This window comes from Microcoleus sp. Pol1C5 (genome assembly GCF_036701115.1).
Taxonomy (GTDB): Bacteria; Cyanobacteriota; Cyanobacteriia; order Cyanobacteriales; family Microcoleaceae; genus Microcoleus.
Map to the genome: position 1 here is coordinate 1 of NZ_JAUBQE010000087.1, position 15,209 is coordinate 15,209.

The following is a 15,209-nucleotide window of genomic DNA, read 5'->3' on the forward strand; positions in this document are numbered from 1 at the left end:
TATGTTCAAGTAAGCAAATCGAAAATTATTTTGCTCACTGCTGTTACTGTACCTTTTAGTCACGCAAAGTGCTGTATGTTCTGAATTATACAAAATGGGCTGTTACGGGCAATTATCGGGGAGAAGCGATCGCCCCCACTGGATCCAGGAAAAAGATTCACTGCCACACAGCACAAAATAGCTGGATTCGCAAGCTGCGAGTCTTCGTTGGCCCGGAGATCACAAAGCTGCCTTAATTAACACAAATAAGGGCTTTGCAAGAAAAATCAACAAATATTCCTTGAGAAACAAGAATAAGAACTTACTCGCTTATTGTAGCCCCGGTAACAACACGTATGCCTGAAGTTATAGCTCACCGCCAAGTCTACGGGACGATCTAAATCAATAGAGTGATTTGGCAGTGTCCGGGTGTTAAGAGGGGCGATCGAAGAGGAATGTTCCTTGAGCGATCGCTTCCCAATCGGTGAGTCTAAAACCTAGGAAGGGAAGGAGTTGGAGACAATGCTGAACTTTTTGAGTTCAGGAAAGTAGCGTTAGCACTAAACTCTGCCGTATTGTGGAAATTGAGCCAAATTTGTAACAGTTCTTAACTATAAATAATTCTGTCAAAACTGCTAGCATAGTGACACTTTTGCTAGCAAAAACAGATAAAGTAAATAAAGTTGGCTAACTCTAGACGCCCCGATCCCCATCCTGGGGATGTTGAATCAATTTGATTCATACCAAGTGGTTTTAGAGTTACAATCGGAACCAAAGCATCGCTATTTAACTGAGTTCTTTACTTACTTTTACTTTCAGCTATGAACGTGGATTTTATCAAAGCCCAAGTCAGGTTGCTACAGGGTGCAAGTTCATCGGAGCGAGAAACCCTTATTAAAAACATCGGCGTCTGTGCTGGCGTGATCAGACCCGGAGAGTACGTGACTCCGCAACGGAAGCACGCCATCACTCTTTGGCTGCAAACAAATGCGGTTCGCCTCCGGCTTCCTCAACTTCCTCTGGACTTATCTGGCCAAAAGCCTTAACAGGGAAGTAATCAAGAGGTAGCGACAGAATCAAAGAAATTAGTCAATCTTACCTAAAAGTGCGTTTTTATTGAGCTGTACAGGATCAATGAAACACGATCAAGAGTGAAAAAATGTTTGTAGGGAAAGTTGGGCTCAAAAACAGGCCTGTGGACAAGAAGCGGCCGACCGCCTTGGTAGAAGCAGGAAGTGAACGTCAAACCTGCTCTAAAAGTAGATTTGACTAAGTTTCACAGAAGGATTATTGTGCACAACTATAACCTGGGTTATTTGCTTTTAGATTTGAGATTCACGATTTAGCTCGTATTGGATAAATAGGCTATTTGTGGATCGCCTGAAAAATTATCCTATTCAATAGGTATAACTAATTACAGGGGCAGTCATTGAACTGCCCTTACTTTTGGGGAGCATCTCATATTTGTAAAAACACTTCTTCTGGCTTTTTCCTTCTTCCTTCTGACTCTTTGGTCCTGGCTCCTAACTTTAATTTTGGGCTTGGCTGCTTTCATTGAGATGCTTCCTACTTTTGAGTCCCCATGCGAAACTGCTGCAAGTTACAATAAACGCATCTACTTCTAGATAGAGTTTAGGTGAACTCTCCTATAAGCTGCCGCGGCTCTATATTATCTGTTATGTTCGAGAGAAGGGGAGATGGGGAGAGGATTTGACGAGCTTTGATAGGGAATTAATATCGTCTAACAGAACGAGTTATTACAATTCACTTGCTTTCTAATATATTTTTCTACAAAAATACTGTGAGCAAAAAACAAAAATTTCCTTATTTAGTTGGTTCCCGATGGACTTCACACCAAAAAACTTGGGGGTGGCGACACTTTCAAGTGGTCAACCGAAAAAACGAAGGTAAATGGGTATTTGCAGAAATGGTGGCAGCTTGCGATCCAAATGTGCGTTTTTGGCTGAACGCCGCACAGCTTAAAGACCGATCGCTCTGGCAAGCTGGATGGCAGTCTACGCAAGAATTAGAGGAATTAGAAACTGCAGACTAAAAGACAGGGCTGTGGGGTAGAGTGAGCGGAAATTCCGCCGCCTGCTCGCTATCGTTCCGATGGAAACCAATACGGAGTGAGACTTTCCCGGTTTTGAAAAATCTTTTACATAACTACAACTCCTGGAAACCTTTATTGAGAAGCGTTTTTGCTGAAGTAAGTTGGTGGAAAAAATCATCAGTATGTAACAAAACATTAAGTACGGCGATCCGAACTCAATTTAATTCATTTTGTAGCGTAAGCTGTTGTGCATTTAGTTTGTATATTCAGGGCGGGCAGGATGCCCACCCCACAGGAAGAAAAATTTATTTTACTATGCAATTTAACTGCAGATTAGCTTAGTGTACTTTTTTTCTCTAAGCTGTCGCGCATTTAAATTGTATGTTCAGGGCGAGCGGGACACCCCACAAGACTTTTATTTATTTTGATAGGCCATTTAAGTGCCGCAACAGCTTAGAGAAAAAAAGTTAAATTGACTAAGGTCGATCGTCCCATATTTCCAGCGGCACAGGGCGCAACCTTCCTGCTACTTCTACACTCGGCCAATTCGGATCAAAAGTCAAATTTTCCAACGTTCCATCGCTGTGAATTAAAAATGTATCCTCAATTTTTGCTCCAGACAAACTCGGATTCCAAGCCACAGCCATATTTTCTGCCAAAATATCTGAAGTAGCCGGATTTGCCACAATTTCCCGCGCCAAATATCCGGTAGTCCCGCCTTGATGGTGTTCCGCAATTGCGTGAGGATATCCGTGCTCTTCGTAAGCAGTTTTAAGCGTATTATAAACGGCATTCAGCGTTACTCCCGGCCGACACAAATTTAGCGCGGCTGCTTCAATTTCTCTGACTTGTCGGTGCAACTCGGAATGCTTTTCCCCAAGAAAATCGAAACATACAAATCTGGTTAAATTTGCATACAAACCCCATCCCCTAGCGCAAAATACTAACATTGCTTGTCGTCCAATTTGTTCGGCGGTTGCTGTGGCGTGGCGGTACAGCGGCAAACGCCTTTCTCCAGCAACTAATGTCAGGGCTGGATGCAAACCTCTCGCCCACAAAGCCTCTGCACCGGCTCCCGCTAGCTGATGTTCTGTCCATGTTGGTTTGGCTGCAGAAAGTACCTCTGTCATCGCTTCGCTGGCTAAACGCCCGACTCGCCGGTATCGCTCTAATTCGCTTGACATCATTGTCTGTTTGCGAGACTGTAAAGATGCGATTATTGGTGTTTCTTGGGCATTTGGCCGATCGCTCATGACGTTACCGCCACCAGTAATTTCTTTAACAAAACCTTCGCGCTGTGCAACATCAGCCCAAGGATAGATGTACATTTGAAAGTTGGCTGGCAATTCCTCGTCTTGCAAGCGTTGAGCTTCGATTTCATCGGTGAGAACCCAAGCGTTTTCGGCAGTAATTAATATTTCTGCAACTCCGGTTTCTGCAGTTAGCAATACTGTATGGGAACCGCCGGCTGTGGCCCAAGCAAACCAGTCAGTGCCTCGCAAGCGAAGGGCGATCGCTTTTGTTTCGGTTAAGGCTTTGCGGATAAATTCGAGTTTGCTTTCAACTTCTGGGTTAAATGAGTTTATCATTAGCTTTATTGCATATAAATTTTATTTTTTGGGCGGGCGGGACGCCCACCCCACAATAATTGCATCAAACTTTACTTGAAAATTTAAATGGGTTTCAGCTTATATTGACAGATACAGCTTGCAATTCTTTAGCTTTTTCTTCGGGTAAAGCGTCGTTGGCAAACATTCCGGCGGCGAGTTCGGTTCCTGCGAGGTATTTTAATCGATCGCTCGATCGATAGGGCGGATAAAATTGGGCGTGCAAATGCGCTTCTGGATGGGGTTTGCCGTCTGTGGGTCCTTGAAACCAAGCCATCAAATAAGGGAATGGGCGATGCCACAAACCGTCATATTTGAGGGTGACTGTTTTTAATGCTTTAGCGAGTGATTGACGCTGTTTTTCCGTCAAATCGATAAATGTAGCAGCCGGGGCGATCGGGGCAATCCACACTTCGTAAGGGTAGCGGGCACAAGCGGGGACAAAGGCGATCGCCTCTTCGTCTAAATAAATAATTCGCTGTTTGTCGGAAATCTCTTTTTGAATCAAATCTTGCAGCAAACCGCTACTGTTTTTTTGATAGTAAACCGATTGACATTCTAACATCCGTGCCGGCACCGGTGGCACGAACGGATAAGCGTAAATTTGACCGTGGGGATGGTGCAAAGTTACTCCGACTTCTACGCCACGATTTTCAAAGGGCAAGACGTATTCAATTTCGGGATTGCTGCCAACAACTGAAGTGCGATCGGCCCATACTTCTAACAGCAATTCCAAGTGAGATAACTCCAAAGCGCCCAAGAAAGCCAGCGGATCTTGAGTGAAAACAACGACTTCGCAAATGCCCTTGGCGGGCAAAGTTTCGACAATATTTGCAGGTGCATTTTTTGCTTGCAAAGTCATCGAGGGAAAGCGGTTGTCAAACACTGCTACATCGTAATCTCCCGGCGGCAATTCTGTCGGAAACTTAGGGTTAATTGTAGCTGCCAGCGGGTTGTATTCCGGCGGCGGCATGAAAGTTCTTCCCTGACGGTGGCTGGCGTATGCTACCCATTCCCCCCGCAAAGGATGCCAGCGAAAGTGGGGGTTTGCCTCTACGGGTTCATTGCTGGGACTTACGGCCGCGATACCTTCTGGGATTGGATAGCGGCTGTACAGTGTGAGTGGGCGGCCGTCTGGTTTTAGCAATTTTTGGGCGTACATTTTTTGTAGGGGCGGGCGATCGCGTTTAATATATGTTAGGAGTATAACTTCGTGCTTTGAGAATCCGCCCCTACCTAAAGTCGCAAATTATGTTGACAAGTTTAGTTTGCAGTACCAATGTCAGCCTACCGTCTGCTATTGTGGAACGGGTCGGAGAGCCAGGATCTGGATTCAATTTAAATGCGTAGCAGCTTACGATCGCACTTCCCAATTATCCAGTATATTTATCGATCGACCATTCGATCGAGCTTTTCCTTAACCAACAAGTCTAATAACGAGCGCAACACAAACAAGCCACCGAATCCCGAAACCGCAAAAGCTGCGATAGCCCCAGTTTGATATCCGCCCACTAGCAGCACTGCACCCGACAAAAACAAAAAACCAGTCAGACAAGCGAAAATTAGAGTTTTCAGGGCTAAATTAATGCGTTTCAAGGCTCTTTCGCTCTCGATATTTCGGACTCTAATTTGCAGTTCGCCCTCTTCAATTCGTTGCTCTAAACGCTTGATAAAAACTTGCGATTTGCTCGGCTGCCGTAACTTATATGTAATAAAACTTCGCGCTTGCCTTGCCAATTCTCCGATCGCATTTCCCCGCCCCTTGCTCACGGCAATACTCTTGACAAAAGGCTGAGCGGAGGCTATGAAATTGTAGTTAGGGTCGAGAGTTCTGGCAATGCCGTCGAGAGTCGTTACCGACTTGACAATAAACATCATTTCTGCAGGCAAGCGAAACGGTTGCTGCTCGAACATGATGTAAAGTTCGTTTTTAATTTCATTAAAAGCTTGAAAGTCGATCGGCTTATCAATAAACTTATCCAAAAGAAAAGCAATCAGCCGGCGTACCGGCATCATATCCGGCATCGGCTCAACCAAGCCGATCGAAATTAAAGTATTGAGTACCTCGTCAGTATCCTTTCTCATCACAGCAAAAAAAGTCTTGACCATTTGGTCTTTAGCCAGAGACTTTATCTCAGCCATCATCCCAAAATCGTAAAAAATCAAGCTACCATCTTCTGTCACCGCCAAATTTCCCGGATGCGGGTCAGCTTGAAAAAAACCGTCTATTAACAACTGTTTTAAATAACAGCAAATTCCGAGTTGATTGAGCTTCACAATATCCACTCCTATCGCCTCTAAACTAATGCGGTCGTCCACCTTAATGCCTGGTGCGTATTCTAGAGTCAGGACTTTTTTAGTCGTGTATTGCCAGTAGACTTTCGGGACAATAACTTGAGGATATTCTCGAAAATTATGGCTAAAGCGATCGGAATTTTTACCTTCTTGCACGTAGTCAATTTCTTGATATAAAATCTTAAAAAATTCGTGATAAATAGATTCCAGGTCATATTTGCGCGTCCCAGGCAAATAACGATCGCAAAAACGCATCACTTGGCGCACCGCCTTCACATCCAAATCAAATAAACTTTCCAAACCCGGACGCTGCACCTTCACAATCACATCTTCCCCGGTGTGCAGCCTCGCTTTGTGCACCTGTCCCAGACTCGCAGCAGCGATCGGCGACGGGTCAAAATCGCGGTACAAAGCATAAATATCCTTGCCTAACTCTGATTCTACAAGAGCGATCGCCTCTTCGGAACTAAACGGAGGAACCCGATCCTGCAACTGTTCGAGTTCCTTCACATACTCAAGCGGCAGCAAATCTGCGCGAGTCGAGAGAGACTGCCCGATTTTAATAAAAGTCGGGCCTAAATTCAGCAAAGTATTGACCAACCAATGAGCGCGAATTCTTCTAGTATGAGGCGAATTATTTTGCAGCAGTGCGTCCCACCACAAAAAAAACATAAACTTTCCCGCCGCTGCAAAAATGTCTATTTGCCGTGCCAGTGGCGAATATTTAGAACGTTGCCAACGCAGGGTTTTAGGTGCAGCTTTTGTGAGCATAATATTGGCGATCAAATTCCATGCACCGTGACAATTTTTAGGGGACAATCCAGGACGCAGAAACCTGCTTTTACGAAAAGACAGGTTGCAGGCCTTTGAAACAGTTGAAAACCTCAGTTTCTTGGGTCTATACTGCGTAATATCATCTCCGACTATACAATTATAATTAAGTTCCTAGTAAGTAATGCAACTCCTGATTAATTAATAAATAGAGGACAGTTTTACTCACTACAAACACGCGCTAATTACAGGTCAATAACCAGACATAATATAAGTCCTGGGAAAAATCAGCAATCGAGAACCGGCAATTTAGAGGGCAACCAGAGCAACAATTCAAAACAGAGGACTTGGTAGCGTTTACGACATTTCCAAATCTCCCTCTTTTGGCAAGTCTTCTCGTTTCGCCTGTTCGCTGCCAATTCCCAGCAGCTTCTCAACCGAACTATTCTTCTACATTACAGAGTTCCGCTGCAAATTGCGGCAGAGTCAGAGTAAAAGATGTGCGCCACAAATTGTCAGCTTCTGAACTTTCGACCGGACAGCTAGATACATCAATAGTACCATTCAAGTGCTGCACTAAAGACTTTACCAGAGCCAGACCCAAACCCGTACCGGCGATAGCTTGGTCAGTAATGCCAGTGCCACGGCGGAACTTGTCAAAGATGTGGGGCAAATCAGCAGCAGAAATGCCACGCCCGAAATTAGAAATGCTCAGGACAATATAGCCGGCTGCCTCAGACGCCTCCAAAACTACCGCCGTTCCAGAAGTAGAGTATTTTCCAGCATTCGTCAGCAGTTCCAGCAGCACCCGATTGAGAATGTCCGGGTCGGTTTCCCAGCAAGGGGTCAACTTGGGCAAATCTACCTTCAGAGTCAATTGCTTATCCGCCCACTGTTGTTCAAAATTCCCAGCTAAATCTTGAAATAAACGGTTGAGATCGATTTTGATTATAGAAATCGGGACTTGCTGAGGCTCAAACTGCTTGAGCGCCAGCAAATCGTTAACCAGAGCAGTTTCCTTAGAACATTGCTGTTCGAGAATGTCGAGATACTTAGTCCGACTCGCTGACGGCTGTTCAGCTTGTTTGAGCATCAGAATCGCCAGTTTCATGATTGTTAAAGGGGTACGCAACTCGTGACTCAGAGTGCTGAGAAACTCATCTTTAACCACCTTCAATTTCCGCATTTGCTCTAGCTGATTGGCAGATTGTTCGTACAGTTTCCCCTGCACGTCTAGACTTTGCTGCAACTGAGATGTTCTGTCTAAGACTGCGGTTTGCAATTCCTTAAGCATTTCAGTTTGGATAATCATCTTGCTCGCTTGAGCGCTGAGTGATTCGAGAACTTCTAATTCTTCCGGGCTCCAAGTGCGTGGCTCGGAGTGCTGCAAAACCAAGAAACCCAAAACTGTTTCCTGGCAGCTACCGCCCGTGAGGGGAACCAGGAGCAAGCCATGAATGCCTTGGAGTTTCAAAATTTCTGTGGCTGCTTCTTGTTCTTTGCCGATTAATGCGCCTGCGTCAGCGAGGGCGAGGGGTTTGGGTGCGCTGTGGAATGCTTGACGGCACAAATTAGATTCTGACAGCCAAAAAGCGGGAGAGTTATTTGGTTTTGAGTTGGGGATTTTGGATTGGGAATTAGCAGTTTTATCCTTGCTTTTTGTTTTGGAGGTTGAGCTTTTTTTTCCGGCAGCGCTTTGTGCTATTGCCTGTTTGTTGGCATATTTTTTTAAAACAGATTCGCAAATTAATTCGACTTTCGCTTTGGGAGTTTGATTGTGGGATCGAGTTGTAAATAGAGGATCTGTATATTTCAAGAGCAGGATTTGCCCTCTATCTACTTCCAGGGTATCGACGGTATTTTCAACAACTTGCTGCAATATTCGATCGACTTCTGAATTTGTGTCAATCGATGCAGCAACTGACATGAGTAGATTTTTGTATTTAGCTTGTCGCTGTAACTGTTCGTTTAAGTTGGCAATTTCTTGAGTTTTTTGAATGTGAGAAATCGCGATGCCGATCGCGTCTGATGCTGCTTCAAGGCGCTGCCGATCGGCTACCGACCACTCGTGAGGTTGCGACTTACCAACAATCACCATGCCATTTACAGCCCCTCCAAATCGCGCAGGCCCTGCCAAAATTGCCCGAAAAGGCAGCGCAGTCACAGGAGAATTGGGCGGTGAAGCTGCCGGACTATGGAGATAATCGGATATCGCCACTATCTCGCCGTCTGCTAGGACGTTTGCCCAAGCGGGATGTTCGAGTGATATGCTAGGCGATTTTAATCTTGTGCTTTGGGGGTGTTCCGGTGTTTCGGTGGAATCGGCAACACCGCCAACATAGGGGAAATCGCTGCTATTTTGCCAGTAAGCATTCGGATCTACTACTTTTTTGTCAACCACAGCAGTAACTAAACAGAAATCTGCCCCCCATGCAACTCCCAAAGTATTGGCTATTTGCGGCAGCAGGATTTCTCGATCAAAGCTGGTCGCGAGAATTTGGCAAATTTGTCGCCCGAGAAGGGCAGGATCGACCTGGAACTGCATAAGACGATCCAGAAATTTTTGGACTGAGACTGGTTCTGCGATTTGCGGTAAATGCAAAGTGCAAGACTCTGACGGCGATCGGTCGATCGGACTAAAGTCTTGATTTCCCTGGCGATCGATCATGGCAACCAAGCCTTTATTCTAAGATGTTTGAGCCGGCTCCTGCTGCCAATCTAGAACCTTTCCATAACTGTCGGCTTGACCGTTATGAGCCTGCTTTCTGTGTTTGTGCAGCCGGTCGGCGGGTCGCTCGATATGTAAAAATATACCCAGATCTGACCGAGTTCTATTTTCCTGTTTTCTACCCTTCTATCTGTACGGGAGGAACTTTACCATCCTTTACCGGATGATTATCAATCCCATTCCCGCTAATTTTGACGGCTATTAGTAGTATGAAGGTTTTCTAGAGACCGCTTAGTGACACCCCTCTTCTTACTGTGTGATGTTTCCTATTTAGGTTTGTGATCCTAACAAATTTTTATTGTGATACAAATCCGCCGATCGAATAATGCCGATCGCAAAAACTCAAAATCCCCAAATTATCACTCATAACATAGCTAAGAGTTTTCGAGTTTTTGCTCAAAAACTCATTTTTCACAACACCTAGAGCAGAGCGGCGAACTGTAGGGTTAAATTTATCCGACTTACCTGCTTACTTATTTTGTGCTTCCTGTTGGGCTTTATCGCTATTTTGGCGGTAAAGTGCAGTCCGGTTCAGAGCCATTGTATAGCGGGGATGCTTGGAAGGCACGGCGGCCATCAAATCGGAAGCTTTTTGCCACTTAGCAGCTACGACTAACCAATCCTCGCGAGATTGAGCGGTTTTGCCCTCGGTGGCTGCTTGTTCGGCTACTCGCACTGCTTGGGCAAAAGAGTCAACAGCAGAACTAACAGTCTCCTTAGAAATTTTCAAAGCAGGTTTTGCTTCAGAGGTAGGGGCGCTGGCAACTGCTTGGGAACTGGCTTGTGTGCTGTTTGGCACTTGGGAATTAAGTCCTTTGTGGATGGCGGCCGCTGCTGCAAGCAACAGCACGGTCAAGCTGATGCCGCCGACGATACCGCGCTGAAATTGCCGCGGTTGCTGCATCGATCGAGGTATAGCCATTCTCGGCAAAGCCCGCTTGCCGGAGAAAGCTTGGCGTTCGTGATGGGCGGTGGCTAAACGCTTGAACAAATTCGGCTTTCGGAGTTTAATTTCTTGACACCACAACAGTTGATTATCCGGATCGCGACTAATTTCTTCCAGCCACAGCAGTTGGTGTTCTCGAACAAGCCGGCTGTTGATGTTAACTCGGCGAATATTGCGGGGCGAAATGCGTTCCAAAATGTCTCGGACTCGATCGACCAAACTAGACTCTTCGAGGAGTTGGGGGGTTGCAGCTTCGCACAGCAGTTGCAGCACCCCGTCTGCAAACACAGCTCGGGCCCTGACCCCTATCTGTGCCAGTTCGTCATTAAGGATTTGAATAATCGATGCAACCGAGCCCTCGCGAGCTTGTCGAGCAATGTCATCTATTGGATTTGCCATAAAACTATCTTGACGCTTAGCAATCTGTTAATTGTTAACCCAAAGTCTCGGATCTAATTTTTACTCATACAGGTTATCACTGACACTGCCAGGTTAAAATGAACAGATGCAAATCTTGCATACCGATCCACTTAAAATTATCACCACAGCATCGAGCGAGGCTAACAGGAAATAAACTATGGGTAAAGTAATTAGCGGTCAAATTTTTGTTGTAGACGACAACATCGATACAGATCAAATTATCCCGGCCGAATACCTGACCCTGGTTCCCTCGAAGCCGGATGAGTACGAGAAACTAGGCAGTTACGCTATGATTGGGTTGCCCGATCGCTACGGTAAGTTTATCGAATCCGGCGAACAGAAAACCCGGTATCCGATTATCATAGCGGGCGAAAATTTTGGCTGCGGTTCTTCGCGGGAGCACGCTCCCATCGCTCTGGGGGCCGCGGGCGTAACAGCAGTGGTGGCTTTGTCTTACGCACGCATTTTCTTTCGCAATTGCTCGGCTACTGGCGAATTGTACCCGATCGAATCAGTCGATCGGCTTTGCGACTTGTTTGTAACCAGTCAAGAAGTGACGATCGACTTTACAGCAGAGGTAATTGTCAACCACACTCTCGATCGAACTTTCTCGCTCAAACCTTTAGGAGAAGTAGGGCCTGTAATAGATGCCGGAGGGCTGTTTGACTACGCGCGCCAAACGGGAATGATTGCTGCTCGCTCTTAACTTTTAAAACCCCTGCAATGTAGGGTGTACCACCGGGCGCACCTTACAAATATCTCCCAGCTCAAACCGCTCCCATCTAGGGTACGGGGAATTTTTTTCAAATCGACTCAATAAAATTCAATAAAATACGCTGGTGAGCAATGCCAAAAGGTCGCACATCTCCTGACTGCTCAGAAAAGCATTTTCCCGCCCGAATCTCCTCCGGTGTCAACAACTTCATATCCCACCCCTCAAGCAAAACTAAATCCTTGACATCCGCACTAAGTTGTGAATGAAAAACGTGGCGAACGACATCTTTTTCGACATCACAACAAAAAAAAGAAACACTTGCAGGAGCATAGCCAATTTCCTCTGATAATTCCCGCACTAGAGCAACTTCCGGCGTTTCCCCCGGTTCCAAGTGTCCGCCAAACAAAGCCCACTGTCCGGGATACCTGATATGAGGAATATCGTCCCGCAACTGACAGAGAAACTTGCCCTCTCGGTACAAAATCGCGATCGCAACGTGAATTTTAGTCATAAGAAAGTTTTAGAACAAGCAATGTACGGGATTAATGGATTTAACGGATTTAACCTAGGGATATTGAGGAGAGAAGGAAGAGGGAAGAAGTTATTTACGAGATAGAGGAGAAGTTGGTGTTGGGGCAGGTTAACCGTACTCTCTCATATAAACAAAAAAGCTGATAAACCCGCCCCAACGAGGCTATTATAGTCGAGCGACTTTTAGCATAAATAAACCTACCCACAGCGTTTGGGCGCAACTACAAACCTTTGATTTTTATGAAATTGAGGTACTTAATTATTGAACGAAATTAGTATCTTCATATTTTTATTTATTTGCCGCTGGAGTGCGCTTTAATTGTTCCATTTCCTCAACATAAACTTCACCTAAATCTTTTCCGGCCAATTCCTTCAGAGTAATACTCTTGTAGCGGACTTCTCCCTTGAGCAACACTTCATCGCCAAGCTGGGGCAAATCTTGCTTGGTTAAAATCCAAATACTGCCAGTACCATCCTCAAGTTGATAAGCCGCATTTCCTACAAAGGGAGCGCGATTTTCCACCTTTCCCCGAAGATAAACTTCCGCATCCACTTGCCGCTTTTGTTGAACGTCGCCAATGCTAGCAACATTAAAACCAAGATTAAGTTGAGACATGGGTAAATTGCCACAACTGAAAAAACCGCTGGCGAGGATTAGCGACAAAGAGCTGGTGCAGAATCTTTGAACCCAAACTTGCTTAACTGCAGTAGTCATTGGTCAACTGATTTGAGATGTGAGATACGACTTACTTTAACAGAATCCCCAGAATCGATCGCAAGTAAGAAATTTCTCTAGTGTAGTCCTTGGCGGGGATTAAGCTAAAATCTAAAGTCGTCAGCCCCTAACCCAGAGTCTACAATGGATGCCAAAACTGCTCAAATACTAGATGGCAAAGCTTTAGCGACAAAGATTCAAACCGAGCTGAGCGATCGAGTCCGCGCCTTACAACCTCAAAAGGGGCGTCCTCCCGGACTTGCGGTGCTGATGGTGGGCGACAACCCAGCTAGCGCAGCCTATGTTCGCAATAAAGAGCGAGCCTGCGCTAAAGTTGGCATAGCTTCCTTCGGCAAGCATTACCCCGCAAATGCTACTCAAGCCGAACTAGAACTTGCAATTCGTGCACTCAACGAGGACGATCGAGTTGATGGCATTTTAGTTCAATTACCGCTACCAGAGCACTTAGACGCAATTTCGCTGCTGTACCAAATTGCCCCCGACAAAGATGCTGACGGACTTCACCCTGTAAATTTAGGCCGTCTCGTGCGCGGGGAGCAAGGTTTGCGGAGTTGTACTCCCGCCGGAGTGATGCGGTTATTGCAAGAATACCAGATTGATTTGAAAGGAAAAAATGCCGTTGTTTTGGGACGGAGTATTTTGGTGGGTAAACCGATGGCGCTGATGCTATTAGAAGCCGACTGCACTGTTACTGTAGCTCATTCGCGATCGCAAAACTTAGAATCTATTACCAATCAAGCCGATATTTTAATAGCCGCAGTCGGCCGCACAGAAATGATTACAGCTAATATGGTTAAACCCGGATCAGTAGTAATTGATGTCGGTATCAACCGCGTCCTCAACCCAGACGGTACGAGTCGTTTAGCCGGAGATGTAAACTTTGATGCTGTTAAAAAAGTAGCTGAATTTATCACGCCGGTGCCGGGAGGAATCGGGCCGATGACTGTTGCTATGCTTTTGGAAAATACCGTTTCTAGTTATATTGAATACGGTTCTAATTGAATTATGACCCACTTGTGAGCCAGTATTGGCTCAAGTAGGGTTAGTAATCTACCAACAGACAAAGATTTTAACTATGGCTTTAAAACCGGATGCGTCAGGGACATTGCGCTTAATTGGCGACAACACCTCGGAATTCATTCAACTTTTTCCTGCAAATCTAACAAATTTTCCTTTAGGAGCTTGGGCGCTCGATGGCGACGATACAGTAAATGGCTCAGAGGCTAGCGAATTAATCCTGGGAAATGAAGGGGAAGATATTCTCACAGGTTTTGCAGGCAACGATTCTTTATTTGGGGGAAAAGGAAGAGATGCCTTGTTTGGACAGGAGGGGAATAACTCCCTAAGTGGTGGTCTAGATGCTGATTTTCTTCTTGGAGAGGCTGGCGATGATATTTTATTTGGAGGGACAGGTAATGATTTGTTATCCGGCGGAGATGGAAATAATACTCTAGTTGGCGGCTTGGGCAGAGACTTCTTAGAGTGTGGGTTTGGCAATAATTTATGCGTTCTGGGAATAGATCCTGGCACTACAGATATCAATTCTAGTGATATAATCGAAAGTTTTGATCCTGATTTGGATCGGATTGGATTAGCGAGTGACTTAACGGTCAATGATATAGTATTGGAGCCGGTACAGAATGTGGCATTAACATATACTTTCGATCTGCCGCAAGCTTTACAACCATTACTTCCTCCAGGTCCGGCAGACGCATTTAGCGGATCTGCTTCAGGAACTCAACTCAGAGGTGGAATTAGCGGAGTTTATTCAGGAACTCTAATCAGAGTCAGGAATTCTAACGCGATTTTAGGTTTTGTAGACGATGTAACCCCAAATGAACTTCAAAGCAGGATTGTTTCCGTTCAGGGTTTTTAAATTCAGGACAATCACTCCTGGAATGACAAACTTATCATACAGCAGATTCCATGTATATAGGATAGACTCTATAGCAATCCTACATGAGTCGTAATTTTTTTACCCCACCCCAACCCTCCCCGAACTCGCGGGGAGGAAGTAAGCAATTCACAAATGATTTAGGATTGCTATATTTAGTAAATTAGCGAAAAGAATGAAACCTTGAAACCTTCTTCGAGCGAGTTGCGTGAGAAAATAGTTAAGGTTTATGGTTTTTGCGTACTTAGTATCCTAAAATGTTCTGAAGGCAGCCAGCATTTAATTTAAATGTGAAAAGATTAATGACAAAAATACTGAATCTACCTGGTGTAATAGTAGAGGATAGCTTAGACAAAAGAAACAATTATTTTATCTATTATCGTCAAAAATAAAACACCAGTTTGCCCACAATGCGGACACACAAGCCACTGTATTCATTAAAATACAACGTATTTAGTTAGGGCTTGCTGAATAAGTCCAAAAAACTCAAAAAAGTTCGAGCGCGCTATTGCCCGCCCACGCTCAACATAAGTT

At 45.2% G+C, this 15,209-nt stretch carries 12 protein-coding genes; 5 read left to right on the forward strand and 7 right to left on the reverse strand.

Translation table 11 applies throughout. The features are described from left to right. Positions 1–800 precede the first annotated feature (800 nt). A complete protein-coding gene (locus QUA23_RS29200; protein WP_006635912.1) occupies positions 801–1,025 on the forward strand; it encodes a hypothetical protein in 225 nt (74 codons plus the stop codon). A 755-nt stretch (positions 1,026–1,780) separates the two neighbouring features. Beyond that, positions 1,781–2,032: a TIGR02450 family Trp-rich protein gene (locus QUA23_RS29205; protein ID WP_242725377.1), complete on the forward strand. Its 252-nt coding sequence runs from the start codon at positions 1,781–1,783 to the stop codon at positions 2,030–2,032. A gap of 476 nt (positions 2,033–2,508) precedes the next feature. On the opposite strand, the gene QUA23_RS29210 is transcribed toward QUA23_RS29205, so the two are convergent. From QUA23_RS29210 to QUA23_RS29230, 5 genes are all read right to left on the reverse strand, one after another. Continuing rightward, on the reverse strand, positions 2,509–3,621 hold the full coding sequence (locus tag QUA23_RS29210; RefSeq protein ID WP_333079348.1) for a M24 family metallopeptidase: 1,113 nt from the start codon (positions 3,619–3,621) through the stop codon (positions 2,509–2,511). Between the two features lie 94 nt (positions 3,622–3,715). Continuing rightward, positions 3,716–4,801 carry a galactose-1-phosphate uridylyltransferase gene (gene galT, locus QUA23_RS29215; RefSeq protein ID WP_333079349.1) on the reverse strand — a complete coding sequence of 362 codons (1,086 nt, stop codon included), beginning with the start codon at positions 4,799–4,801 and terminating at the stop codon, positions 3,716–3,718. Between the two features lie 224 nt (positions 4,802–5,025). After that, complete coding sequence (locus tag QUA23_RS29220) at positions 5,026–6,705, reverse strand: AarF/ABC1/UbiB kinase family protein (RefSeq protein ID WP_333079351.1); 1,680 nt, start codon at positions 6,703–6,705, stop codon at positions 5,026–5,028. 442 nt (positions 6,706–7,147) lie between these two features. After that, positions 7,148–9,373, reverse strand: coding sequence for an ATP-binding protein (locus QUA23_RS29225; RefSeq protein WP_333079360.1), 2,226 nt, complete (start codon positions 9,371–9,373; stop codon positions 7,148–7,150). A gap of 529 nt (positions 9,374–9,902) precedes the next feature. After that, positions 9,903–10,778, reverse strand: a complete 876-nt coding sequence (locus tag QUA23_RS29230) for a hypothetical protein (RefSeq protein ID WP_333079352.1) — start codon at positions 10,776–10,778, stop codon at positions 9,903–9,905. Between the two features lie 178 nt (positions 10,779–10,956). On the opposite strand from QUA23_RS29230, the gene QUA23_RS29235 reads away from it, so the two are divergent. Further along, complete coding sequence (locus QUA23_RS29235) at positions 10,957–11,505, forward strand: LeuD/DmdB family oxidoreductase small subunit (RefSeq protein WP_333079353.1); 549 nt, start codon at positions 10,957–10,959, stop codon at positions 11,503–11,505. A 97-nt stretch (positions 11,506–11,602) separates the two neighbouring features. On the opposite strand, the gene QUA23_RS29240 is transcribed toward QUA23_RS29235, so the two are convergent. Together QUA23_RS29240 and QUA23_RS29245 are read right to left on the reverse strand one after the other, a co-directional pair. Next, positions 11,603–12,025 carry an NUDIX hydrolase gene (locus tag QUA23_RS29240; protein WP_333079355.1) on the reverse strand — a complete coding sequence of 141 codons (423 nt, stop codon included), beginning with the start codon at positions 12,023–12,025 and terminating at the stop codon, positions 11,603–11,605. Positions 12,026–12,334: 309 nt separating this feature from the next. Beyond that, complete coding sequence (locus QUA23_RS29245) at positions 12,335–12,760, reverse strand: DNA-binding protein (RefSeq protein ID WP_333079356.1); 426 nt, start codon at positions 12,758–12,760, stop codon at positions 12,335–12,337. 144 nt (positions 12,761–12,904) lie between these two features. Between QUA23_RS29245 and folD the strand changes: the two genes are divergently transcribed. Both folD and QUA23_RS29255 read left to right on the forward strand, forming a co-directional pair. Next, positions 12,905–13,783 carry a bifunctional methylenetetrahydrofolate dehydrogenase/methenyltetrahydrofolate cyclohydrolase FolD gene (folD, locus tag QUA23_RS29250; protein ID WP_333079357.1) on the forward strand — a complete coding sequence of 293 codons (879 nt, stop codon included), beginning with the start codon at positions 12,905–12,907 and terminating at the stop codon, positions 13,781–13,783. Positions 13,784–13,856: 73 nt separating this feature from the next. Continuing rightward, on the forward strand, positions 13,857–14,657 hold the full coding sequence (locus QUA23_RS29255; protein ID WP_333079358.1) for a calcium-binding protein: 801 nt from the start codon (positions 13,857–13,859) through the stop codon (positions 14,655–14,657). Positions 14,658–15,209 lie beyond the last annotated feature (552 nt).

Excerpts from the sequence above, each read along its gene's own strand:
- QUA23_RS29200 (WP_006635912.1), top strand. The coding sequence starts at position 801 with ATGAACGTGGATTTTATCAAAGCCCAAGTCAGGTTGCTACAGGGTGCA.
- QUA23_RS29210 (WP_333079348.1), bottom strand. The coding sequence starts at position 3,621 with ATGATAAACTCATTTAACCCAGAAGTTGAAAGCAAACTCGAATTTATC.
- galT (WP_333079349.1), bottom strand. The coding sequence starts at position 4,801 with ATGTACGCCCAAAAATTGCTAAAACCAGACGGCCGCCCACTCACACTG.
- QUA23_RS29220 (WP_333079351.1), bottom strand. The coding sequence starts at position 6,705 with ATGCTCACAAAAGCTGCACCTAAAACCCTGCGTTGGCAACGTTCTAAA.
- QUA23_RS29225 (WP_333079360.1), bottom strand. The coding sequence starts at position 9,373 with ATGATCGATCGCCAGGGAAATCAAGACTTTAGTCCGATCGACCGATCG.
- QUA23_RS29230 (WP_333079352.1), bottom strand. The coding sequence starts at position 10,778 with ATGGCAAATCCAATAGATGACATTGCTCGACAAGCTCGCGAGGGCTCG.
- QUA23_RS29235 (WP_333079353.1), top strand. The coding sequence starts at position 10,957 with ATGGGTAAAGTAATTAGCGGTCAAATTTTTGTTGTAGACGACAACATC.
- QUA23_RS29240 (WP_333079355.1), bottom strand. The coding sequence starts at position 12,025 with ATGACTAAAATTCACGTTGCGATCGCGATTTTGTACCGAGAGGGCAAG.
- QUA23_RS29245 (WP_333079356.1), bottom strand. The coding sequence starts at position 12,760 with ATGACTACTGCAGTTAAGCAAGTTTGGGTTCAAAGATTCTGCACCAGC.
- folD (WP_333079357.1), top strand. The coding sequence starts at position 12,905 with ATGGATGCCAAAACTGCTCAAATACTAGATGGCAAAGCTTTAGCGACA.
- QUA23_RS29255 (WP_333079358.1), top strand. The coding sequence starts at position 13,857 with ATGGCTTTAAAACCGGATGCGTCAGGGACATTGCGCTTAATTGGCGAC.